Source organism: Micromonospora sp. DT201 (genome assembly GCF_049841575.1).
Taxonomy (GTDB): domain Bacteria; phylum Actinomycetota; class Actinomycetes; order Mycobacteriales; family Micromonosporaceae; genus Micromonospora.
Genome location: NZ_JBNCKP010000003.1, coordinates 24,608 through 44,979, shown reverse-complemented (window position 1 = coordinate 44,979; position 20,372 = coordinate 24,608). Strand labels below are relative to the sequence as shown.

At 69.5% G+C, this 20,372-nt stretch carries 18 protein-coding genes; 9 read left to right on the top strand and 9 right to left on the bottom strand.

Going from position 1 to position 20,372, the window contains the following annotated elements:
• Window positions 1-127: 127 nt before the first annotated feature.
• A complete protein-coding gene (locus ACLQ28_RS07140; protein ID WP_425685400.1) occupies window positions 128-700 on the bottom strand; it encodes a TetR/AcrR family transcriptional regulator in 573 nt (190 codons plus the stop codon).
• Between the two features lie 88 nt (window positions 701-788).
• On the opposite strand from ACLQ28_RS07140, the gene ACLQ28_RS07135 reads away from it, so the two are divergent.
• Complete coding sequence (locus tag ACLQ28_RS07135) at window positions 789-1,160, top strand: DUF4267 domain-containing protein (RefSeq protein ID WP_425685399.1); 372 nt, start codon at window positions 789-791, stop codon at window positions 1,158-1,160.
• A gap of 184 nt (window positions 1,161-1,344) precedes the next feature.
• Here ACLQ28_RS07135 and ACLQ28_RS07130 read toward each other — a convergent pair whose 3' ends face one another.
• Window positions 1,345-6,330, bottom strand: coding sequence for a carbohydrate-binding protein (locus ACLQ28_RS07130; protein ID WP_425685398.1), 4,986 nt, complete (start codon window positions 6,328-6,330; stop codon window positions 1,345-1,347).
• A gap of 410 nt (window positions 6,331-6,740) precedes the next feature.
• Here ACLQ28_RS07130 and ACLQ28_RS07125 point away from each other — a divergent pair, with 410 nt between their 5' ends.
• Complete coding sequence (locus ACLQ28_RS07125; protein ID WP_425685397.1) at window positions 6,741-6,878, top strand: type II toxin-antitoxin system HicA family toxin; 138 nt, start codon at window positions 6,741-6,743, stop codon at window positions 6,876-6,878.
• A 15-nt stretch (window positions 6,879-6,893) separates the two neighbouring features.
• A complete protein-coding gene (locus ACLQ28_RS07120) occupies window positions 6,894-7,337 on the top strand; it encodes a type II toxin-antitoxin system HicB family antitoxin (protein ID WP_425685396.1) in 444 nt (147 codons plus the stop codon).
• Between the two features lie 255 nt (window positions 7,338-7,592).
• Here the strand turns inward: ACLQ28_RS07120 and ACLQ28_RS07115 are convergent, their stop codons facing one another.
• Window positions 7,593-7,802 carry a winged helix-turn-helix domain-containing protein gene (locus ACLQ28_RS07115; protein WP_425685804.1) on the bottom strand — a complete coding sequence of 70 codons (210 nt, stop codon included), beginning with the start codon at window positions 7,800-7,802 and terminating at the stop codon, window positions 7,593-7,595.
• A 482-nt stretch (window positions 7,803-8,284) separates the two neighbouring features.
• Here ACLQ28_RS07115 and ACLQ28_RS07110 point away from each other — a divergent pair, with 482 nt between their 5' ends.
• A complete protein-coding gene (locus ACLQ28_RS07110) occupies window positions 8,285-8,542 on the top strand; it encodes a hypothetical protein (protein ID WP_425685395.1) in 258 nt (85 codons plus the stop codon).
• Window positions 8,543-8,599: 57 nt separating this feature from the next.
• Here ACLQ28_RS07110 and ACLQ28_RS07105 read toward each other — a convergent pair whose 3' ends face one another.
• Window positions 8,600-9,550, bottom strand: a complete 951-nt coding sequence (locus tag ACLQ28_RS07105; protein WP_425685394.1) for a zinc metalloprotease — start codon at window positions 9,548-9,550, stop codon at window positions 8,600-8,602.
• A 158-nt stretch (window positions 9,551-9,708) separates the two neighbouring features.
• Complete coding sequence (locus tag ACLQ28_RS07100; protein WP_425685393.1) at window positions 9,709-10,461, bottom strand: TIGR03089 family protein; 753 nt, start codon at window positions 10,459-10,461, stop codon at window positions 9,709-9,711.
• A 145-nt stretch (window positions 10,462-10,606) separates the two neighbouring features.
• Between ACLQ28_RS07100 and ACLQ28_RS07095 the strand changes: the two genes are divergently transcribed.
• Window positions 10,607-11,662, top strand: coding sequence for a hypothetical protein (locus ACLQ28_RS07095; RefSeq protein WP_425685392.1), 1,056 nt, complete (start codon window positions 10,607-10,609; stop codon window positions 11,660-11,662).
• Window positions 11,663-11,716: 54 nt separating this feature from the next.
• Window positions 11,717-14,023, top strand: a complete 2,307-nt coding sequence (locus ACLQ28_RS07090; protein WP_425685391.1) for an esterase-like activity of phytase family protein — start codon at window positions 11,717-11,719, stop codon at window positions 14,021-14,023.
• A 340-nt stretch (window positions 14,024-14,363) separates the two neighbouring features.
• On the opposite strand, the gene ACLQ28_RS07085 is transcribed toward ACLQ28_RS07090, so the two are convergent.
• Genes ACLQ28_RS07085 through ligD (ACLQ28_RS07070) form a run of 4 tightly spaced genes read right to left on the bottom strand, consistent with a single transcriptional unit; the run spans window position 14,364 to window position 17,651 of the window.
• Entirely contained in the window at window positions 14,364-15,248 is an 885-nt protein-coding gene (locus ACLQ28_RS07085) for a hypothetical protein (protein WP_425685390.1), read from the bottom strand.
• A 5-nt stretch (window positions 15,249-15,253) separates the two neighbouring features.
• A complete protein-coding gene (locus tag ACLQ28_RS07080) occupies window positions 15,254-15,772 on the bottom strand; it encodes a SigE family RNA polymerase sigma factor (protein WP_425685389.1) in 519 nt (172 codons plus the stop codon).
• Window positions 15,773-15,805: 33 nt separating this feature from the next.
• Window positions 15,806-16,720: a non-homologous end-joining DNA ligase gene (gene ligD / locus ACLQ28_RS07075; protein ID WP_425685388.1), complete on the bottom strand. Its 915-nt coding sequence runs from the start codon at window positions 16,718-16,720 to the stop codon at window positions 15,806-15,808.
• Complete coding sequence (ligD, locus tag ACLQ28_RS07070; protein ID WP_425685387.1) at window positions 16,710-17,651, bottom strand: non-homologous end-joining DNA ligase; 942 nt, start codon at window positions 17,649-17,651, stop codon at window positions 16,710-16,712. Before ligD (ACLQ28_RS07070) ends, ligD (ACLQ28_RS07075) begins: the two co-directional genes overlap by 11 nt.
• Window positions 17,652-17,736: 85 nt before the next feature.
• Here ligD (ACLQ28_RS07070) and ACLQ28_RS07065 point away from each other — a divergent pair, with 85 nt between their 5' ends.
• The 3 genes from ACLQ28_RS07065 (at window position 17,737) to ACLQ28_RS07055 (ending at window position 20,305) form a co-directional block, all read left to right on the top strand.
• Entirely contained in the window at window positions 17,737-18,765 is a 1,029-nt protein-coding gene (locus ACLQ28_RS07065; protein WP_425685386.1) for a Ku protein, read from the top strand.
• A 73-nt stretch (window positions 18,766-18,838) separates the two neighbouring features.
• Entirely contained in the window at window positions 18,839-19,477 is a 639-nt protein-coding gene (locus ACLQ28_RS07060; protein ID WP_425685385.1) for a DUF4241 domain-containing protein, read from the top strand.
• Between the two features lie 111 nt (window positions 19,478-19,588).
• On the top strand, window positions 19,589-20,305 hold the full coding sequence (locus tag ACLQ28_RS07055) for an FKBP-type peptidyl-prolyl cis-trans isomerase (protein ID WP_425685803.1): 717 nt from the start codon (window positions 19,589-19,591) through the stop codon (window positions 20,303-20,305).
• Window positions 20,306-20,372: the final 67 nt, after the last annotated feature.

The window sequence follows — 20,372 nt, the reverse complement described above, 5'->3', positions numbered from 1 at the left end:
ATCGGCGATGTTGCGGCATCCAGGGCACCTCGATACCGCAATGTCGCCGACATGGAGTCGACCTCTGGTCAGGATCGGTGAACCCGGCCGCCAGCCGCGACGACTCGGTCGGCCGTGACGGCAATGCTCAACGGGAGAAGCGGTCCACCAGCACTGCCAGTCGGCGATCATGGTCGGCGCGGCGGAGTCGGCCGCTGCGCATCAGCGTGACCAGCCCGTGCAGGCCGCTCCAGAAGGTCTCGGTGAGCGCCTCCAGATCGTGCTCCCCGGCGAACGGGCACACGGTCTCGGCCAACTCGGCGAAGCCCCGGGCCAGGTCGGTCGGGACATCCTGGCTGGCGAACGGCAGGTCCACGGCGAGGGTGAACATCGCGTCGTAGAGCGCGGGCTGCTGCTGGGCGAACGTGGTGTAGGCAGCCGCGACGTCGGCAACCGCCTCCCGGGGGCCGCTGGCCGACGCGCGGGCCGAGGCGACCGCGGCAGCCAGTTCGGCGAAGCCCTCGACGGCGACCGCCGCCATGATGGCGTCCTTGCCCTTGAAGTGGCTGTAGAGGACGGGCTGGCTGTACTCGATCTCGGCGGCGAGCCGCCGGGTGGTCACAGCGTCCCAGCCTTCGGCCAAGGCCAGGTCACGTGCTGCGGCGACGATCGCTCGTTCGCGTTCCGCCCGCTCGCGCTCCCGGCGCGCCTGAGTCGACATGACAGCAATACTAGCATCGCTAGCGATCCTGCCGCCGTTCTGCTAGCGTCGCTCTTGCATCTAGCAGCGCTAGAAATTGGAGCGGACCATGTTGTCATCCCTCGCCTACGGGCTCGCCGTCGTGCTCAGCCTCTTCGTCGTCTCCATTGGTGCGCGGTTCCTGCTGGCGCCGCAGGCCGCCGCCGCCGGGTACGGCGTGCCGGCCCGGCCGGACGGAGACCCGGCGTACCTCACGGTCAAGGGCCTGCGCGATCTCAGCTACGGGCTGCTCGGCCTCGCCCTGATCGCTTTCACCACCGCCGACGCCGTGGCGTGGTTCATGCTGATCGTCGCGCTCAACCCGCTGGGTGACACCGTCGTCGTGCTGCGGAACGGCGGAACGAAGGCCGTCGCCTTCGGCATCCACTTCGCCACGGCGGTCGTCGTCCTCCTCGATGCCGCCCTGCTCTTCGCCCTGTGACGACCGGAACCGCCTGCCGCGCCCGACCGAGCCCTTGATCCACTCCATCTCGGGGATGTGGCGGTGTCCGAGCACATGGATGCCGCCACATCGGCGATACGGAGTCGATCAAGCGCGAGGCGGATGAACGGACGCCACCGGCCCGGGACCGAATCGGTCCCGGGCCGGCGTTACGCAAACCTGATTACTTGATCAGCTTCCAGGGGCCGAACTTGTCACCCGGCTCCTGGCCACGAGTCCACCACTTCGCCTCGTAGACATGACCCTTGAAGGACACCCGGTCACCGGCGTTGTACACCTTCGTGAGCGTCCAGGCCGCCGGGCTGTTGTCCGGCGGGGTCGGGGCGATCTCCTCCCAGGAGCCGTTGCGGTCGCCCGGCTTCTGGTTGCGGGTGTACCACTGCGCCCGCCACTTCTTGCCGTCGTACATGGCGAACTCACCGGCGTTGAAGACACGCGACGCGGTCCAGATCGAGGTGCCGTCCTCGGTCATGGCGATTTCCTGCCACGCACCGTTGGGGTCCGCACCCGGCTTCTGGTTCTTCGTGTACCAGGAAGCCCGGAAGACCTTGCCCTGGTAGGTGGCCCGGTCCCCGTCGTTGTAGACCGTCGACGAGTTCCATTCCGCCGGCAGGTTCACCGTCAGGGTGGCGGTGGCCTCCACCGGGGTCAGGTGCTCATCGCCCGGGTACGACGCGGTCAGCGCGTGCTGGCCGCCCGCGAGGCCCACCGGAAGGGTGAACGTCGCGGCACCGTTGGTCACCGTGGACGAACCGCGGATGGTCGTACCCTCGCGCAACTCCACCGCACCGGTGACCGGCGTGCTGCCGGCCGCGACCTGCACGGTCACCGTCGCCGCAGTGCCCCAGTTGGTCGGGGCTGCGGTGACAGTCATCGTCGGGACCTGCTTGGCGGTTGCGAAGACGGCCGGCTGGGCCACCGCCTCGCCACCGTCGGCGCTCTTCGCGGAGACGATCCAGCCGTACGAGGTGCCCGGCAGGAGCTTGTCCCAGGTCGTCGTGGCGACACCGTTCGAGGTGACCTCGTCGGTGCCGACCGTGCCCGACGGCACGTACGCGGCGAGCGAGTCGGTCGTGAACGACGTCTTGCGGGTGGTGAGGTCCACCGGCAGCGTCAGGTTGTCCTCCGAGCCGTTGTACCGCGGCTTGGGCTGGCTGCCGTCCTGGCGGATGTCGTACTCGGTCGCCCCGAAGTTCTTCAGCAACGGCGAGTACGTGTCGATGTGCATCTCGGCCCGGTCCACGTCGAACTGCAGCAGGCGCAGGAAGCTCGCGCCGAACTGCAACCGGTCGGTGGCCTTGTGGTCTGCCTTGCCGTCACCGTTGACGTCGATGGTGCCGTCGGCGGCGACCTGATTCGGCCAGAGTTCCCCGGCGGTGACCGTGTAGAACTGGTAGTCCGCGAGCAGCTCGACGACGTCGTGGCTGACGGTGACGCCGATCTTCGACTTCAGGTTGGTGCCGACGCCGTGCTCGTGACCGGCGAGGACCAGGAAGACGTTCGCGTTTGTCTCGACGACCTGCTTGAAGAGCGGCGAGCCGTCCGGCGCGGAGAAGTCCGCCCCGCGACCGTCGGGGTTGGCCGACGGCTTCAGGTAGTCGTGGGAGAGCAGGATCCCGTTGCGGTCCTTGTACCGCTTGAAGATCGAGTCAGCCCACTTGGCTTCCGCCGGTGTCACACCGTACGACAGGCCGACCGCGACGAAGTCCAGACCACCAGCGGAGAAGAGCAGGTAGTTGTTCTGGTTGTCCTTACCCGGCGTGACCGATCCGTCAGCCTTGGTCACCTCGTCCCACGCGTGGTATTCGGTGCCCTTCGGCCAGGACTTCGCCGTCCCGTAGTACCGGTCGGCGCTGAAGGTCCGGCTGAACCGGGACGTCGGGCCCGTCTCGGCACCCAGTTGGTCGTCGTGGTTACCCGCGATGACCTGGTTGACGACGCCGTTGTCGTCGAGGATCTTCTGGAAACCGGATGCGGTCGCCAGTTCCTTCTCCACCTGCTCGTGCAGACCGGGCCGCTTCAACGAACCGTCCGGGTTGGTGGCCAGTGGGTCGTAGTAGTCGTTCTCGATCACGTCACCGGTGTGCGCGGCGTACGCGATCTTGCGGCTGGCCGCGTTGTCGGCGATCCACTGCATCTGGTCGCGGTACGCGGCCGACCAGATCGCCTGCTCCTCGACCGTCTCGACGTCCGTGGGCTCGGCCTTGCCGTCGAAGTCGTCGTACGTGCCGCCGGCCGCACCCTCGGTGATGTACTGGGTGTCCGTGAAGTGCGCCAACGAGAAGTCGTACGAGGCAGGATCCTCGAAGCGGTCCTTGTCGTTCTGCGCCGACGCGTCGTGCGGGGACAGGTCGTCCGCGAACGGGTCTTCGCCGGTGACCAGCACGTGGACTGTCCCGCCGTCACGGTAGCCGGCCTCCACCTGCGCGGTCAGGACCGTGTCCTGCCCGGTCTGCCCCCGCGAACTGGTCAGCACGACCCACTTCTTGGTGGCCGGGTTCCACGCCCGCAGCGCCACAATCCGCGCCGGGTCGATGGTGCCCGACCAGCGCAGCGTCGGCTCCTGCTTGGTCGCCCCCAGCGGCAGGTCGTACCGCTGGAAGACCACCGCGCGGCTGGACGCGGTGTCGATCGTCGCGCCGTCGAGCGGACGCAGCGAGGTGACGTCGACGCTCTTGTCGTGCTGGACGTCGAGCGTGGTCGGCACGTCGGCCGCCGCACCCTGGTAGCCCTCGGTCGGCAGGACCACGTCCGCCTTGGTGAAGGTGGCGGTCAGCCCGACACCCTCGGCACCGGGGATCCGGGCGGAGAGTTCCGCCGAGAGCGGGTCGGTGCCCTTGACTGTCGAATTGAGCTCGGTCGGGACGTCCGGGATGCTCGCGCTGCTGAAACGCACCTCGCGGGTGGCGGTGTTGCCGAGCGAGTCGGTCGCCGTCAACGTGATCGTGTGTTCCCCGGCCGGCAGGCCGTGGCCGATCTGGTCACCCTGCTTGACGGCCGCGCCGTCGAGCGTGATCGCGGGCGTACCGGCCAGGCCGGTGGCGTCCTTGATCTTGATGTTGAGCGCGACGGTCGAGGTCAGCCGCTGCCCGGCCGCCGGGACACTGCTCTCGATCTCCGGTGCGGTGTTGTCGGTGGTGAAGCGCCGCGTCGAGGTCTTGTCCCCGACGACCGCCTTGATGGTGTGGGCGCCGTCCGCGATCGTCGTCGTGTCGACGTCCGCGCGCTTGCCCAGCGCCGGCAACGCCGAGCCGTCCTCGGCGGTGACATCGAACAGGACCATCTTGGTCAGCACCGAGTTGTAGCTGCTGCCACAGGTGCCGTCACCGATGTACGTGGTGACCTGGGAACCGGCCGGGTAGCTCCCCGAGCCGATGGTGACAGTCGTCTGCGCGATCGACCGGGTCAGCTGGGTCGCCTTCGCGCCGGTCGGCAGCAACTGGAAGTCCCGCAGGGTGAAGTCGTCGAAGTTGTCGCAGCCACCCGGCTTGGCGCTGCCGTGGTCGTTGCCGGCGACGAACTCGATGGCGTTGACGCCCGGCACCAGCCACTCGTTCGGGAAGGCGAGGTCGGCGACCTCCTTCTCCCACATGCCGATCTCCAGCGGGATGCCGTTGATCAGCACCTTGTTGTCGTAGCCGTTGTCGCTGCCGTTGCCACCGACGAACACCTTCAGGTGCGCGTCACCCCCGCTGCCGAGCGTGTCGACCGTACGGGTCGTCGGCGCGCCATCGATGGTGAAGTGGAACTCGGCGTCCTTGTTGGCCGCGCAGGTCGCGTCGCCCAACGCCAGCGAGGCGTCGGTCGTCTCGGCCTTCGTCACGGTCGTGCCGCTGGTGGTGACGAGGTACGTGGTGCCGGCCGTCACCGTGCCAGCGGTGCTCAGCGTGAGGCTCGTCGCCGCCCGGGTGAGCTTGAAGTCGTCGTGGTTGGCGCAGGTCGCGCCGCTCACCGTGCCGTTGTAGTCGCCGGTCCGGACCTCGACGACGTTGTCACCGAGGTGCAGGAAACGGGTCGGGAACGCCAGCTTGGCGTCCTCCGCTCCGGTGGCGCCGTAGTCGCCACCGAGGTCGACCCGGTGCCCGTTGACCAGCGCGTAGTTGTGGTAGCGCGCCTCGACCGAGTTGCCGGCCTCGATGGTGAGGCCGAGGGTGGCGGTGCCAGCCGCCAACGTCTCCGCGTTCTCGGCGGGCTTGTCGTCGATGGCGAGCGACTCGACGTGCTCCTTGCCGCCGTCGGGCAGCGCGGCGATCACCGGCTGGGTGCCGCGTACGCGGGCACCGTCTCCGGGGGTCACCGCCGCCGCACCGGCGGGGGCGTTGTTGACGTCGACGGTGACGGAGGTCTTCGCGCCCGACTGGGTCGTCGCGCTGACGGTGTGCGTACCGTTGGCGAGCTTGGTGGTGTCGAGGTCGGTACGCAGACCGGACGTGCCGCCCGGCTCACCGGAGATGACGAAGGTCAGGTCCTGGTTGAGCAGCTTCGCCGAACTGCCGCAGGTGCCGTCACCGAAGCTGTAGCTGAACAGGTTCTGCTCGCCGTCGGCGACCACGCCGAGCAGGCTGAGGCTGATGCTGCTCAGTGCGTAGTCGTCGTAGTTGGGGCAGCGGCCACCCTCGCCGTTGGGCAACTCCTCGTAGCCAACGGCGGTCTTGGTGGTCGAGTCGACCCAGTTGGCTCCGGTGTGGACGGTAACGGTGTTCGCCCCCGGCTGTAGCCAGTCACCCGGGAAGTCGAGGGTGCCGACCTGCCCGCCGGGAATGTCCGGGAGGTAGACGCGGTCCGCCTCGGCGGTGTGGGCGTTGACGGTGACGTAGTTGCGGTAGCGGGCCTCGGTGCCGTTGCCACCCATCTCGAAGGCGAAGTGGGCGGTGCCGGCGGTCTTGTCGGCACCGATCTTGTCGCCGTCGACGGCGAGGGTCGTCACGGAGTCGTTCTCCGTGACCGGCTCGATGACGACGTCGACCTTGCCTTCGAGGTTCTGCCCGCCGGTCAGGTTGATCAGCGGTGCGTTACCGCTGGTCGGGACCGTCTGCGCTCCTGCCAGTGTGGGGCCGAAGGCCGTCGCCGGCCCGGCGATGAGGACGAGCGCCACGGCGGACAGGAGTCCGCGTGTTCGCGCCCTACGCGCACGTGTTTCGTGCGTCATGGTGGGGTTTCTCCTTAGTCGACAGGTCAAGGTGAACCCACCGACGCGAGAGAACTCGCCACGACACCACGGGGCCGACGAGCGCTTGGGAATGCCAGCACCGCCGTCCACAGGTGTTGTGGCACGCCGGCGGGCGCAGCCGTTCGATGACCCTGCCGACTCTTGACAAACTCGCCAGCCAAGCCTGATGAGAGGCGGGCGCTGTACGGGTGAACAATTAGCTGATCAACTGCAATTCCAGCGGCCACGAGCTGCCCGAGCGCTCAGACGGCACCAACGACGTCCTCGGCCCGAAGCTGCCGACAGTCGACTGATGCGCAACCGGCGCAAGTGCCTGCCTCACGCGCTGCCGACCTGAGAAGCGGGTTGACCTGATCAACAAGATCAGCAAAGCGGCTGCCGACGAGGGTGTGACCTTCGAAAAGGTCCGCGAGGGTGGCAGCCACACGATTTACAGATACGGCCCGCAGAACGTCGTCATACCTCGACACAAGGAGATCAACGAAATCACTGCCCGGGGTATCCTGCGCAGCCTGGGCTTGAGGTGAGAGGGGGCATCGTCGATGAAATACACCGCCAGATGCGTACGCTCCGGCGCTTGGTGGGCGATCAGCGTGCCGGAGATCAAGGGCGTCTTCTCCCAAGCTCGCCGCCTCGACCAGGTCGAAGGGATGGCACGTGAAGCCATCGCCCTCATGCTCGACGTCGACCCGCACAGCTTCGACGTCGACGTGCAGCCCGACCTGCCGCAAGAGGTGACCCGCGCCCGCAAGGCCCGCAGCGCCCTGCGCAAGGCCGAAGAGTCCGCCGAAGAGGCGACTGTCACCGCCGCACGAGCACTACTGGCAAAGGGCTACACCGTCCGCGACGCGGGCGCGCTTCTTGGCCTCTCCCCGCAGCGAGTGTCACAGCTGGCACCGAAGAAGGCTGCGGCCGGCAGTGCAGACAAGATCAGCAAAGGCGGGAAAGCCGCGCTGAAGCAGGACCACGAGATCGCCGCCGCTTGATGCGGCGATCTCCGGCACCGGAACGACTCCCAAGCTAGCGCGCCCCAGCATCCGGATCGGGCGTCGTCGTGCTGCCCCTCGCGGCGCGGCGGCGCGTTCGCCCACCTGGACCTGTTCGGTGCCCGCGACTGGGGCCTGGTCGTCTACGACGAGGTGCACCTGCTGCCCGCGCCGATCTTCCGGTTCACCGCGGACCTCCAGGCCCGCCGCAGGCTGGGACACAGCTGAGAGCGCCCCGAAAACCGACGAGTGGGATCAGCGCTGGTTGGACTCGGCGACGAAGACGCCGCGCCCCGGACGCCCGACCAGCACACCCTGCTCCCGCAGCCGCGCCACCGCCCGGCTGATCGTCGACTGCGAGACGTCGTACGCATCCGCCAGCGCCCGCCCAGAAGGAAGCTGCGACCCAGGCGGGTACGTCCCGTCCTTGATCTTCCTCATGAGAGCGTCGAGCAGCTCGTCCATCGTGGGTGGAATAGGCACGCGGGGCCCCTTGCAGTCGGTTGGCCCACCCAGTATTGATCACCCGTTTCGACGCAGGCAACACATGTAGCACGAGTGACATAAGTGGGTAGCTGACTCGAAGACATGCTTGACATAGGTAACTCGGTGGCAATAGCGTCACTCTCGGTGATGCGGTGCTGCTGCGGTCGGTTGGCGCCTCTCGTACCGGTCTCGCATCGCCGCCGAGACACCACCCTCCGCGCTCCCCCGGCGCGGTCCTGCCGCCGTACGGCCGATCGAGGCTGTGGTGGCAGGGCGGGCGGTCTCCGCCGACCGCAACCGGCGGAGACCGCCCCCTCCACTTCGACGCGACCCGACGAAGGGCGGTCCCCCGTGCGCGACCTGATCCGCCGACTGGTGAGCCGACGCGAGGATCGACCACCGACGGCAGTAGCAAGCCAGAACAAGCCCCAGAGCGCCCAGTCGGCGAACCACCGCTACCGATGACCAAGCGTTGGGTTATCCACCTGCCGGTCACCGCACCCGATCTGCTCCGGGCCCGGATCCTCGCCCGGACCGCCGCCCGGGTGCTGGCCCGGCTCAGCGCCCGCGTCGAGCCGGGCGGGGTGACCGTGTCGGCCGAGGACCAGCAGGGCGTACGCCACTGGGTCTTCTGCGACCGGCGACTGCCCGGCGGGGCCCGGTGTGCCCTGCCCGCCGACCACACCGCGCCCTGCTCGCCCCGGCTGAACCGGCCGTGAGGAGGAACGGAAGAGGGCTGGCCGGGCACAGCCCGCCAGCCCTCGACACGGCTTGCGTCAGCCGGCGCCGCCAGCGCGGAAGGCCACCCAGGCGTCGCTCATCCGGTCCGCCTGACCCGGGGTGAACATGTCCATGCAGGAGTCCTGCGTGTAGTCCATGAAGTTGTGGATCGGGTCCAGCCCGGGCGCGGTGCAGGTGTCCGCACCCACCGGGCAGTCGAACTGCGGGGCCGCCTCGCGGGGGGTGTCCGCGACGAAGTCGCCGGACGCGGAGCAGCCGTGCGCGAAGGTGTGCTCCAGCATCAGCCAGTGCCCGACCTCGTGCGTCAGCGTGTCGCCGAGGGCGTACTTGCCGGCCGTGCCGCCCGGCATCGACTCGTCGAGCATCACCACGCCGTCGATGTAGTCACGGCCGTTGTTGTAGCCCTTCGGGAAGTACGCCCAGCCGAGCAGCCCGCCGCCAATGTTGGCGGCGTACACGTTCAGGGTGCGAGAGTCGCCGGTGTACAGCGCCTTCTTCATGTCCCGCTCGTTCTTGCCCGGCTCGACCGTGTACCAGGCGCTGTTCACCGTCCACGTGGTGTCGACGAGCGAGAACCGGAACGGGGTGTTCGAGGCGTTGGCTGCCGTACGGCCCGCGTACGAGTCGTTGAGCACCGTCATCTGTGCCGCGATCAGGGTGTTCCACCTGGTCGTCTCGGCGGGGGTGAGGGGGTGGTCGGAGACCATGTGGAAGACGGTCGGCACGGTGACGCTGCCGTTGGGCAGACGGGGCGCATCCTTGATCACGCCGTAGGCGTTCGCCTCGTTCTTGGAGTACAGCTCCGGTTCCTGAGCGGTGGCGCCCTCGGCGGCCCGGGCGGCGCTGTGCGCCGCGGTGCCCGGGTCGCACGCCGCGGCACCCGGGGAGGCGGTCACGGGGGCGGCCGTGGCGAGCGCCCCGGAGGCCAGGAACGTGGCGGCGGTGGCGGTGAGGACCGCCAGTCGGAAGGTCGATCTCCTGTGCATCGGTGCACCTTTCAGTGAGGGAGCGGTGCGCGGTCGATGACGTCGTCGTTCGGGTATGAGAACATGCCGACGGCATCGACAAAAGACCCTCTGAGCAGGGCAGATGCCGATGTAACGGAACAGGGTCGACAGGCGCTGTTTCAGCCCGTCCGGCCCGGTCAGAGGGCGCGAGTGACCCGCTCGGCGGCGACGATGGCGTCTCGCTGCGCCGGGTCGAGGTTGGCGCTGATGACCACGGACGCGCCAGCCGACAGCGGCGCGAGCAGCCACTTCAGCGGCTGCTCGTGCTCGGCGGCGTCGACCAGCAGTCGATCCCCGGCGCGCAGGCCCAGCATCGCAGCGACCTCCTGGGCGAGCGCACCCCACTGGCCGTAGGTCGTGCCGTCCGCGCTGGCCGGATCCGACGGGCGGATCGCGGAGTGGTCGGGCGTCGCCTCGGCGTAACGGAGCACCTCGGCGGACCAGTCGAGCCAGCCCAACGGCACGTCGGCGAGTCGCCCGGGGCCGGTGCCGACGAGGTAGCGGTGCGTAGCGTCCGGCACGTCCTCCAGCCAGTCGTCCTGCCGCTCCGGTGTCACGAAGACCGCGTCGAACGGCCGATCGCCGCCCGGCTCCAGCACGGGCAGGCCCGCGGTGGCGCGAGGCCGGAACGACACCGCCAGGCCCGAGGCCCACGCGCCCAACAACACCACGGCGGTACGCCAATGCGGCGGCAGCAACACCGCTACGCGGCTGCCCGGGCCGAGCCCGCAGCCGTCGCGCAGCAGGCTCGCGCTGCGCGCCGCCCAGGAGCCGACCTGCTGTGCGGTGAGGTCGACGCGCTCGCCGGTCGCCTCGTCGCGGTAACTGAGCAGGGGCTGCTCGGCGTCGGCGGGTTGGGCCACCAGCTCGGCCGTGACGGTTGGCTGCATCTCCACGCTCCCTGAGTGCGACGTCGGCACCACCCTACTCAACGACTTTGGTCGCTCCCCTCGTCGTCCGATGGCCGTAGCGGCTGGCCGGCTGGCCCACGCACGGTACGAGGTGACCCCCGAAGCGCCGCCGAGGAGAGAGCCCATGCCGTCCGAGCCCCACCCCGCGACCGCCGACCGAACCGCGACCGCCGATCGCCTTCCGCTGCGCCGCCGACTTCTGCCGGTGATCGCGTTACTGCTGCTCGCGCCGTGGGCGGCAGAGTGCTCATGGGGTGGCTTCGCCATCAACGACTTCCTCCCGGTGCTGCTCATCCTGGGCCCGATGTACGGCGGCGCGGCGATCCTGATCCGGGAGACCGCCCGCCACCTCGGCGCGGGTTGGCCGACGATCGTGCTGCTCGCCGCCGCATTCGGCGTACTCCAGGCCGGTCTGGTCGACCAGTCGCTGTTCAACCCCGACTTCCTGGACGACACGCAGTACGCCGACACCCGTGCCGCCGCCGAGGCGACTCTGGTGCCGGGGCTCGAGTTCAGCCTCCGCCAGGCCTTCGACTACGTGGGCAACCACATCGTGCTGACGATCTGCGCCCCGATCGTGCTGATCGAGTCGTTCCTCGGGGCGGACCGTCGGCTCCGGCCGTGGCTGGGCCGACCCGGTCTCCTCGTGGTCAGTCTGATCTACCTGCTCGGCAGCCTGCTGATCTTCTCCGACAGCAGCGGCCGGAAGGACTTCATGGCCAGCCCGCTCCAGCTGACCTTCGCCGCAGTGCTGGTCCTCGCCCTCATCGCGACCGCGCTGCTGCCCCGCTGGCGCCGCCCCCACCCGCGCCGGGCCCGCCGGGTGCCGCACCCGCTCTGGGTGGGTCTGGTGGTGGTCCTCGTCCGATTCGGCACCGACCTGACGTCTGGCTGGTCAGGGGTGGCCATCGCGCTGGCGCTCGCGGCTGCCGCAGGAGGACTGATCGCGTACCTGTCGTCCCGTAGCGGTTGGGGACAGCGGCACGTACTCGCTGCCGGCGCGGCGAGCCTGGCCATCGCTGCCGCGTTCGCGTACGTCGTGCCGCCGTATTCTCCGGCCTCCCCGGCGGCGGCCCTGGCCGGCGACATCGCAGTCACCCTCATCACGGTCGCCCTGGTCGGCGGTGCCTGGTGGCGGCTGGGCCGCGCTTCGCCGAGTGTTCATGTCGGCGCAAGCTGACGCTCCCCCACAGGTGTCAGCCTCCGTGCGGGTACGACCTAACGGAGGAAGTCCTTGACACTCAGAAGAGCATTCACCGCGCTCACCGCAGCCGGTGTCGCTGCCGCCAGCCTGACCGGGGCCGCCCCCGCGTCTGCCGGCGGGCACCACCACCCAGCCAAGTCGCTCGCCTTCGACCGGGTCGCCACGTACCCGGTGTTCCAGAACCGTCCGGCCGGTGAGGACCCGGCGACCCCGACGGTCGCCGAGATCTCGGCGGTCAGCGAGGACGGCCGCACCCTGATCCACACCGATGCGCTGGCCCGGCGCATCGGTTTCCTGGACATCTCCCGTGCCGACCGGCCGCGTGGCCTCGGCACACTCTCACTGGCACAGCTCGGAAACGCCGAGGACGAGCCCACCTCGGTCGCCGTGGTCGGCAAGTACGTGCTGGTGGTGGTGAACACCAGCAGCAGCTACACCGAGCCGTCCGGTCGACTCGACGTGATCGAGCTGGCCAGCCGCAGGCGGGTCGCCAGCTTCGACCTCAGTGGTCAGCCCGACTCGATCGCGATCAGCAAGGACAAGCGGTACGCCGCGATCGCCATCGAGAACGAGCGCGACGAGGAGGCCACCCCGCCCGGCGGCGAGGAGGGCGACCTGCCCCAGGCACCCGCCGGCTTCGTGCAGATCGTCGACCTGACCGGCAAGTCCCCGGCCGGTTGGCGGTTGCGGCCTGTCGCGCTGACCGGCGCCAACGGCAGCGCGCTACCCGCTCTGGTCCAGGCCGGTCTCGCCGCGCCGACCGACCCGGAGCCGGAGTACGTCTCGATCAACAGCCACAACCAGTTGGCCGTGACTCTCCAGGAGAACAACGGCGTCGCCCTGATCGACCTGCCCACCGGCCGGATCACCAAGGTGTTCAGCGCCGGCACGGCCACGGTCAGCGGGATCGACACCGTGAAGGACGGTGTCATCGACCTGACCGGCAGCATCACTGACGTGCCGCGCGAGCCGGACGCGGTGGCCTGGGTCGACGACCGCTACCTGACCACGGCCAACGAGGGCGACTGGCACGGCGGCACCCGCGGCTGGTCGGTCTTCGACAGCCGTACCGGGCGCGTCGCCTGGGACGCCGGTAACACCTTCGAGCGTCTCGCCGTCACGTACGGCCTGCACAACGAGGACCGCGCCGGCAAGAAGGGCACCGAGCCGGAGGGCGTGGCCGTCGCCGAGTACGACGGCGTGCGGTACGCGTTCGTCGGCTCGGAGCGCAGCAACTTCGTCGCCGTCTACGACCTCAGCCGCCCCTCGGCGCCAGTGTTCAAGCAGATCCTGCCGACCACCAACGGGCCGGAAGGGCTGCTGCCCATCCCGTCACGCGGGTTGCTCGCGGTCTCCAGCGAGGAGGACGACGCCTCAGTCAACGTCCGGGCCTCGGTGTCGCTCTTCCAACTCGGCAAGGGCACGCCCGCGTACCCGAGCATCGTCTCTGGCACCGACCGGGCCGGTACGCCGATCGGTTGGGGTGCCCTCGGCGCGCTGAGCGCGGTGCCGGGCAAGCGGGACCAGCTCTACAGCGTCACCGACGCGGCGTACAGCCAGACCCGCATCCTGACCATCGACGCGAAGCGGACCCCCGCCGTGATCACCGGTGCGCTGCCGGTGAAGGACGCGACCGGCGTGCCGGTCGGGTACGACGCGGAGGGCATCTTCGCCCGCCCGCAGGGTGGCTTCTGGCTCGCGGTCGAGGGTGCCAAGGGTGCCGATAACAAGCTGGTCCGGCTCGACGCCGCCGGGGTGACCCGGCAGACCGTCGCGCTGCCCGCCGAGGTTGCCGCCGGCCTTGCCAAGCAGGGTCTGGAGGGGGTCACCGCGACCACCGACCGGCAGGGTCGGGAGATCGTCTGGGTGGCCGTGCAGCGGGAGCTGAGCACCGACCCGGCCGGAATCGTCCGACTCGGTCGGTACGACGTCACGGCGGGCACCTGGAGCTGGTTCGGTTACCAGTTGGGCGCCACCACCGTGCCCGGTGACTGGATGGGCCTCTCCGAGATCACCGTGGTCGGCGACCGGCTCGCGGTCATCGAGCGGGACAAGCTGAACGGCCCGGCTGCCACGGTCAAGCGGATCTACACGGTGCCGCTGCCGGGTGCCGCTGCGACCGGCCCGCTGACGGTGCTGCCGAAGACCCTCGCAGTCGACGTGCTGCCCGCGCTGCGCGCCACCAACGGCTGGACCCAGGAAAAGTTGGAGGGTCTGACCGTGGCCGGCAACGGCGAGGTGTACGCGATGACCGACAACGACGCGGTCCAGGACGCGACCGGCGAGACGGTGCTTCTGCGCCTCGGCTCCAGCGCGAAGGTCTTCGGGCACCGCTGACCCGACAACCGTCGACTGCCCGGCGCCCACCATCCGCAGGCGGGCGCCGGGCCGGTCACGCAAGGTGACCAGGCACCAGGAGGCACCACACTCCCACACTCCCTTTGCTCTGCTTCAACAGAGGAAACACGCACGCTCCGTGAGAGCGCTCTGGCCGCCGAGCCTCGAACAATGCGCAAAAACAGCAGGTGAAACCTGGTGTTTCCTCCATTGAAGCAGAGCAAAGGGGTCGAGCAGTCCCACGAGGTCGCCGAGGACAATCACGCTCCGCGACATACGTCGACGAACCGTCCAGACACCATCCGTAACCACGATTACGCAGATGCCGGGCCTCGCGGATCTACTCCTTGACCATCACGACGTCGGTCGGACGCTTGACCGTCACGTCGAGGCCGTAGTCGAACAGTTCGAGAGTCGAGCTGACCGTCCCGGTGTCGAGCCGGCCCTTCAGCGTCGACTGCCAGGTGAACGTGAACGCCACCTTGGCGATCCGGCCGTCGTCGTTCAGCGTGACGTCGCCGGCCGTGCTGCTCGACCCATCCTTTTCGGTCGTGGTGTACGTGAAGTGCAGCGTGCCGTCCGGGGTCTCGGTGACGCTCGCGTTCTGCCGCTTCAGCGCGGCGAACAGGGCCGCCGGGTCGGGCTCGGCGGCACCCAGGACCCCGTCCCCACCCACGTAGAAGGAGAGCCGGTCGTACGTCCCCGGGTACTGCCCGTAGCGGCCGTACGTCTCACCCAGGCCCTTGTCCGCCGGCAGATTGCCCAGCGGTCGTTCCCCACCCTCGTACCGGGTGCCGTTGATCAGCAGCTCGGTCATCACCGAGTCGTCCTGCGGCGCGCGGACGTAGCCGGTCGCGGTCCTCGGGTCGAACGCGCCCTCGTAGGTCAGCCCGCCCGGGCCGGAGTTGGTGAGCCGCATCCGGTAACTGATGTTCTCGCTGGCGGTGGCGGCCGAGACCAGCCGCATCGCCGGCGGGACCGACGCCGGCCGCGCGGCTTCGGTGGTGACGCCGGGACTGCTCGACGGGGAGTTCGTCGGCAGGGCCAGGGCGGTGCCGACGCCCAGCGCCAGCAGCGCGCACGTCGTACCGACCAGAGCGGTGCTCCGGCGTCGGCGGCCCCGTCGGCCACGCTCGATCAGCGCGCCCACCGGGGGTGCGGAGTCCGTTTCGCCGTCGACGATGTCGTGCAGCCCTTGGACGAGACGGTCATCGATGTTGTTCATGACTATCACCTGCTTACCGAGTCGAAGGATTCCTCAAGGAGGCGGCGGAGCGTGCCCAGTGCTCGGGCGTTCTGGCTCTTGACGGTGCCGAGCGAGCAGCCGAGCACCTGGGCGACCTCGCGCTCGCTCAGGTCCTCGTAGTGGCGGAGCACCACCACCGCCCGCTGCCTCGCCGGCAGCGACATCAGCGCCCGGCGCAGGACAACGGCATCCGGGCCAACCCCGTCAGCCGGGGTCGCCCGGTCGGGGACATCCGCGAAGAGACTTTCGCGGCGACGCCGCCGCCAAGCCGAGGTGTGGTTGTTGACCAGGGCCCGGCGTAGGTAGGCGTGCGGGTCGCCGAGTCGGGACAGCCGCCGCCACCGCTCGTAGACCTTGACCAGGCTGTCCTGGAGTAGTTCCTCGGCCCGCCACCGGTCGCCGCTGAGCAGCATGGCCAGCCGAATATGTCGCTGCCACGCCACCTCGACGAAGGCGACGTAGGACCGGTCCGCCGCGGAAAGTGGTTTCTGTTGGTCGGTCACGCGCCTTACACGCCGCGAGGTCACTAAAGGTTGTCAGTCCGAAGGCAGTTCCGGGCCGCCGTCGAGCAGTGGGGCGAGCAGGTCGTCGTACTCCTCGACGCGGGCCAGGACCTCGGCGGCGGTGAACTGGCGGACGGCCGGCTTCCGACCGCGGACGCCGGCCTCGACCTCGTCCCAGGTCAGCGGCGTCGACACAGACGGCACCGACTGGGCACGCAGCGAGTACGGCGCCACTGTGGTCTTCGCCGCGTTGTTCTGACTCCAGTCGATGAAGACCTTGCCCGGGCGCAGGTTCTTCGCCATCTTCGACACGATCAGCTTCGGGTGAGCCTGCTCCAACTCCTGCGCGATCCGCCGGGCGTACGCGGAGACGTCATCGGATGACTGGGTGCCGGCGATCGGGCAGCAGAGCTGCATGCCCTTCTTGCCCGACGTCTTCGGGTACGAGTCGATCCCGTCGAGAGCGAGGCGGTCGCGCATCAGCACCGCCACCGGGCAACACTCGGCGAGCCCGGCCGGCGGCCCCGGGTCCAGGTCGACCACCAGCATGTCCGGGCGCTCGCCGACCTTCCACTGCGGTGTGTGCAGCTCCAGCGCGGCCAGGTTGGCCAGCCACACCAGGGTGGGCAGGTCGTCGGCGACCACATAGTCGATGGTCTCCCGGCCCTTGGTCGACCCGGGGGCGGGCAGGTTTTCCACGCGCACCCAATCCGGGGTCGCGGCCGGCGCGTTCTTCTCGAAGAACGACTTGTCGTCCACCCCGTTGGGGAAGCGAATCCGGGTGACCGGCCGATCGCGCAGGTGTGGCAGCAGCACCGGCGAGATCCGGGTGTAGTAGTCGATCACCTCACCCTTGGTGAAGCCGGCCGCCGGATAGAGCACCTTGTCCAGGTTGGACAGCTCCAGCGGGCGACCCTCGACGTCCACCCGTAGCCGCTCAGCCGGCATCGTCGACCTCCTCGGGAGGCTTGTCCGGGCGCAACCGCAGCACCCGGGGGAAGCGCAGCCGGCCGTCGGGGGTGCGTTGGCCGTACTTCACCTCCACCACCACCCGGGGGCTTACCCAGATGGCGCTCCGGGCATCCTCGCGCGGCACACCCGGCGCGAACGGTGACACGCCGGAACGCAGCGGCTCCAGCTCGGCGAGGAGTTGCCGCTCGATGGCGGCGCTGATCCCACCGCCCACCCGACCCCGGTAGATCAGTCGGCCGTCCGGGCCGGGCACCCCGACCAGCAACCCACCGATTCGGCGTGCGCCCGGCCGCCAGCCGCCGATGACGAAGTCGCCGGTCACCTCCAGCTTGACCTTCACCCAGTCGGAAGAGCGCACCCCCGGGCGGTAGACGGCGCCGACGCGCTTGGCCATCACGCCCTCCAGCCCGTGCTCGCCGGCCGCGTCGTAGGTGGCCGGGCCGTCGGCGAACATCGGAGGCACCGCCCACCGGGCGCCGCCGAGCGCGAGCCCTTCCAGAGCCTCGCGGCGGCGCCCGTACGACCAGCTGGTCAGGTCGTCGCCGTTCAACCGGAGCAAGTCAAAGATCATGTACGTGACTGGCATGACCGCGGCCAACCGGGCCGCCTTGTTCCGGTCCCGCACGTGCATCCGCTCGGCCAACGCCGTGAACGACGGCTGCCCGCCCTCCCCCAACAACACCACCTCGCCGTCCAGCAGCGCGTCGTCGACCTGCTCGGACAGGGCGGCCAACTCCGGGTACGCGGCGGTGATCTCCACGCCGGAGCGGGCGTACAGGTGCTGGCTACCGCCGGAGATGTCGGCGAGCGCACGGACCCCGTCCCACTTGAACTCGTACGCCCAGCCGTCACCCGCCGGGAGCGGCCCGGTCATCGCGAGCATCGGCTTGATCGGCGCGCCGGGCACGACCCGACTGTAGTAGCAGGCCGAACACCTCGCGTCAGGTTCTTTTGAATGCGAGCATGGTCGATACCAGCGAAGGGAGCGCAGGATGCGTGCCATCTGGAAGGGAGCCGTGTCGTTCGGGCTCGTCTCGATCGGGGTGAAGCTCTACTCCGCGACCGAGGAGAAGGACATTCGGTTCCACCAGGTGCACCGTGAGGATGGCGGCCGCATCCGCTACAAGCGCACCTGCTCGGTCTGCGGCGAAGAGGTCACCTACGACGACATCGCCAAGGGCTACGACATCGGCGGCGGGGAGATGGTGATCCTCACCGACGAGGATTTCGCCGACCTGCCGCTGACCAGCTCGCGCGCGATCGACGTGCTGGAGTTCGTTCCGGCCGAGCAGGTCGACCCGATCCTCTACAACAAGGCGTATTTTCTTGAGCCGGAGGGCACGGCGACCAAGCCGTACGTGCTGCTACGCGACGCGCTGATCGACTCCGAGCGGGTGGCCATCGTCAAGGTGGCGCTGCGCCAGCGGGAGCAGCTCGCCACGCTCCGGGTCCGCGAGGGTGTGCTGCTGCTCAACACCATGCTCTGGCCGGACGAGATCCGTACCCCGGATTTTGGTTTCCTCGACGAGGATCTCAAGGTGCGCCCGCCGGAGCTTGCGATGGCCAGCTCGCTGATCGACTCGATGACCGGTGAGTTCGAGCCGGACGTCTTCACCGACGACTACCGGGCGGCGTTGCAGGAGGTCATCGACGCCAAGGTGGAAGGTCGGGAGGTCGTCCAACCCGAGGAGGCCGAGGAGGCGCCGGCTGCCGCAGTGGACCTGATGGCCGCGTTGAAGGCCTCGGTGGAGCGTGCCAAGACTGCCCGTGGCGAGCAACCCGCCCGCGGTGGTGGCGGTGGCGGTGAGCCGACGCCCATCTCGTCGGCCCGGTCGGCGCAGAAGGCTGCCGAGAAGAAAGCCGCCAAGGCACCGGCGAAGAAGACCGCGGCGAAGAAGACGGCCGACAAGAAGACAGCCGAGCCGGCGAAGAAGACAGCCGCCAAGAAGACCCCCGCGAAGAAGGCCGAGCCGGCGAAGAAGACGGCCGCGCGCAAGACCGCACCCCGCAAGAGCGCCTGACCGTACGGCAGCCGCGCCGGTGTCCGCCGGGCCGGGTAGGCTCCGCCGGCCGCTGGTCACCGGAGGAGCCCTCATGCCGTACACCCCTGATCTGGACCGGTTGCTGACGCCCGGTGCCCGCTTCACCGACGAGCACGGCGCGTACCTGATCGAGGTTCACCCGGTGGGCGATGTCGTGCTGCCGACCGGCCGGGTGGTCGGGTGTGACCCGTTGGTCTGCCCGGAGGCCGAGCCGTACACGGTGACCGTGCCGCCGGGGCGGCATCCCGCCCGCGCCTGGGTGGCCGTGGTGCTCCGCGAGGACGCCGAGGTGGACCGGCGGGTGGCCGCGCTGGAGCTGGTGGTCTCCGACGAGCCGACCACCCGCTGGGAGCTGGCTGTCGCTGGCGACCAGGACGTCGCCACTCTCGGCGCGGACGACTACTTCGGGTACGGGGTGGACGCAGGCGCCGGCACCCTCGCCGACCCGACGGCGCTCGCCGCCCTGGAAGGCTGGGACGAAGGCCAGGTCGAGGAGGTCTTCATTCCGGCCGAGCTGCCGGCGTCGCCGGTCCCGGGGCTGATCACCGCTGTATTGGACGAGGCCAGCGGTGCCAACGTGGTCACCGTGGCCACCGGCTGGGGCGACGGCTGCTACGGCACCTGGATCGGGCGTACCGCCGATGGGCGGGTCACCTCGTTCGTGACGGACTTCATGGTGATCCCGGAATAACCGCCTGCGCCGGCCTCGGTACTGCCGTCCTGGGCGATTTGGCGGGTCCGCAGCAGGCACAGGGGGCGGCGGTGCGGGTACCGTGTGCGTCGGCTTTCCCCCCGGCACCAGGTGCCGGCCACACCTTCGCAGCAGGGAGTCGACGACGTGAGCGAGCGGACGCAGCAGAACCGGTCGGCAGGCCAGGACCAGAGCCCGGCGACCAAGTCGGGCCGCCGGCTGGCCGCCCAGCTGGCGGAGAAGAAGGCGGCCGACCGGAGGCGGAAGCGCAACGCGGCGATCAGCAGCCTCGCGGCCGTCGCCGTGGCCGCGGTGCTGATCGGCGTCTTCGTGGCGATCGGCGGGGGCGACGACAAGCCCAAGACCCAGGCCGACGCGACCCCGTCCGCCTCCGCCCCGGCTGCCCCCGACGAGGCTGGCGCGCCGCCCGCCCCGCAGCTGCCGGCAGGCGCTGACCCGGCGCTGGGCAGCAAGCCGACGGTCGAGGCGGGCAAGGGTGAGCTGAAGAAGCTCACGGTCACCCCGCTGATCAAGGGGACCGGCCCGGCGGTGCAGAAGGGTCAGACCATCACCACCAACTACCTGGGCGTGTTCTACAAGGACGGCAAGGAGTTCGACTCCTCCTGGAGCTCAGGCCAGCCGGCCTCCTTCCCGATCGGCGTCGGCCAGGTCATTCCCGGTTGGGACCAGGGTCTGGTCGGCGTGACCGTGGGCAGCCGGGTGCTGCTCGACATCCCGTCGGAGCTGGCGTACGGCAAGGACGCCGCCGCCAAGGGTGCTCCCGAGGGTCCGCTGCGCTTCGTGGTGGACGTCCTCGCCGCCCAGTGATTTGTCCGGATCGCCCCGGTTCTCGCCGGGCCGCGATGGAGTTGTTCACATGGGGCTTCCGGCCCGT

Coding starts and splice junctions, on each gene's coding strand:
- ACLQ28_RS07135 (WP_425685399.1), top strand. CDS start 789: ATGTTGTCATCCCTCGCCTACGGGCTCGCCGTCGTGCTCAGCCTCTTC.
- ACLQ28_RS07100 (WP_425685393.1), bottom strand. CDS start 10,461: ATGCAGCCAACCGTCACGGCCGAGCTGGTGGCCCAACCCGCCGACGCC.
- ACLQ28_RS07105 (WP_425685394.1), bottom strand. CDS start 9,550: ATGCACAGGAGATCGACCTTCCGACTGGCGGTCCTCACCGCCACCGCC.
- ACLQ28_RS07130 (WP_425685398.1), bottom strand. CDS start 6,330: ATGACGCACGAAACACGTGCGCGTAGGGCGCGAACACGCGGACTCCTG.
- ACLQ28_RS07095 (WP_425685392.1), top strand. CDS start 10,607: ATGCCGTCCGAGCCCCACCCCGCGACCGCCGACCGAACCGCGACCGCC.
- ACLQ28_RS07110 (WP_425685395.1), top strand. CDS start 8,285: ATGACCAAGCGTTGGGTTATCCACCTGCCGGTCACCGCACCCGATCTG.
- ACLQ28_RS07060 (WP_425685385.1), top strand. CDS start 18,839: ATGCCGTACACCCCTGATCTGGACCGGTTGCTGACGCCCGGTGCCCGC.
- ACLQ28_RS07065 (WP_425685386.1), top strand. CDS start 17,737: ATGCGTGCCATCTGGAAGGGAGCCGTGTCGTTCGGGCTCGTCTCGATC.
- ACLQ28_RS07140 (WP_425685400.1), bottom strand. CDS start 700: ATGTCGACTCAGGCGCGCCGGGAGCGCGAGCGGGCGGAACGCGAACGA.
- ACLQ28_RS07115 (WP_425685804.1), bottom strand. CDS start 7,802: ATGGACGAGCTGCTCGACGCTCTCATGAGGAAGATCAAGGACGGGACG.
- ACLQ28_RS07085 (WP_425685390.1), bottom strand. CDS start 15,248: ATGAACAACATCGATGACCGTCTCGTCCAAGGGCTGCACGACATCGTC.
- ligD (WP_425685388.1), bottom strand. CDS start 16,720: ATGCCGGCTGAGCGGCTACGGGTGGACGTCGAGGGTCGCCCGCTGGAG.
- ACLQ28_RS07120 (WP_425685396.1), top strand. CDS start 6,894: ATGAAATACACCGCCAGATGCGTACGCTCCGGCGCTTGGTGGGCGATC.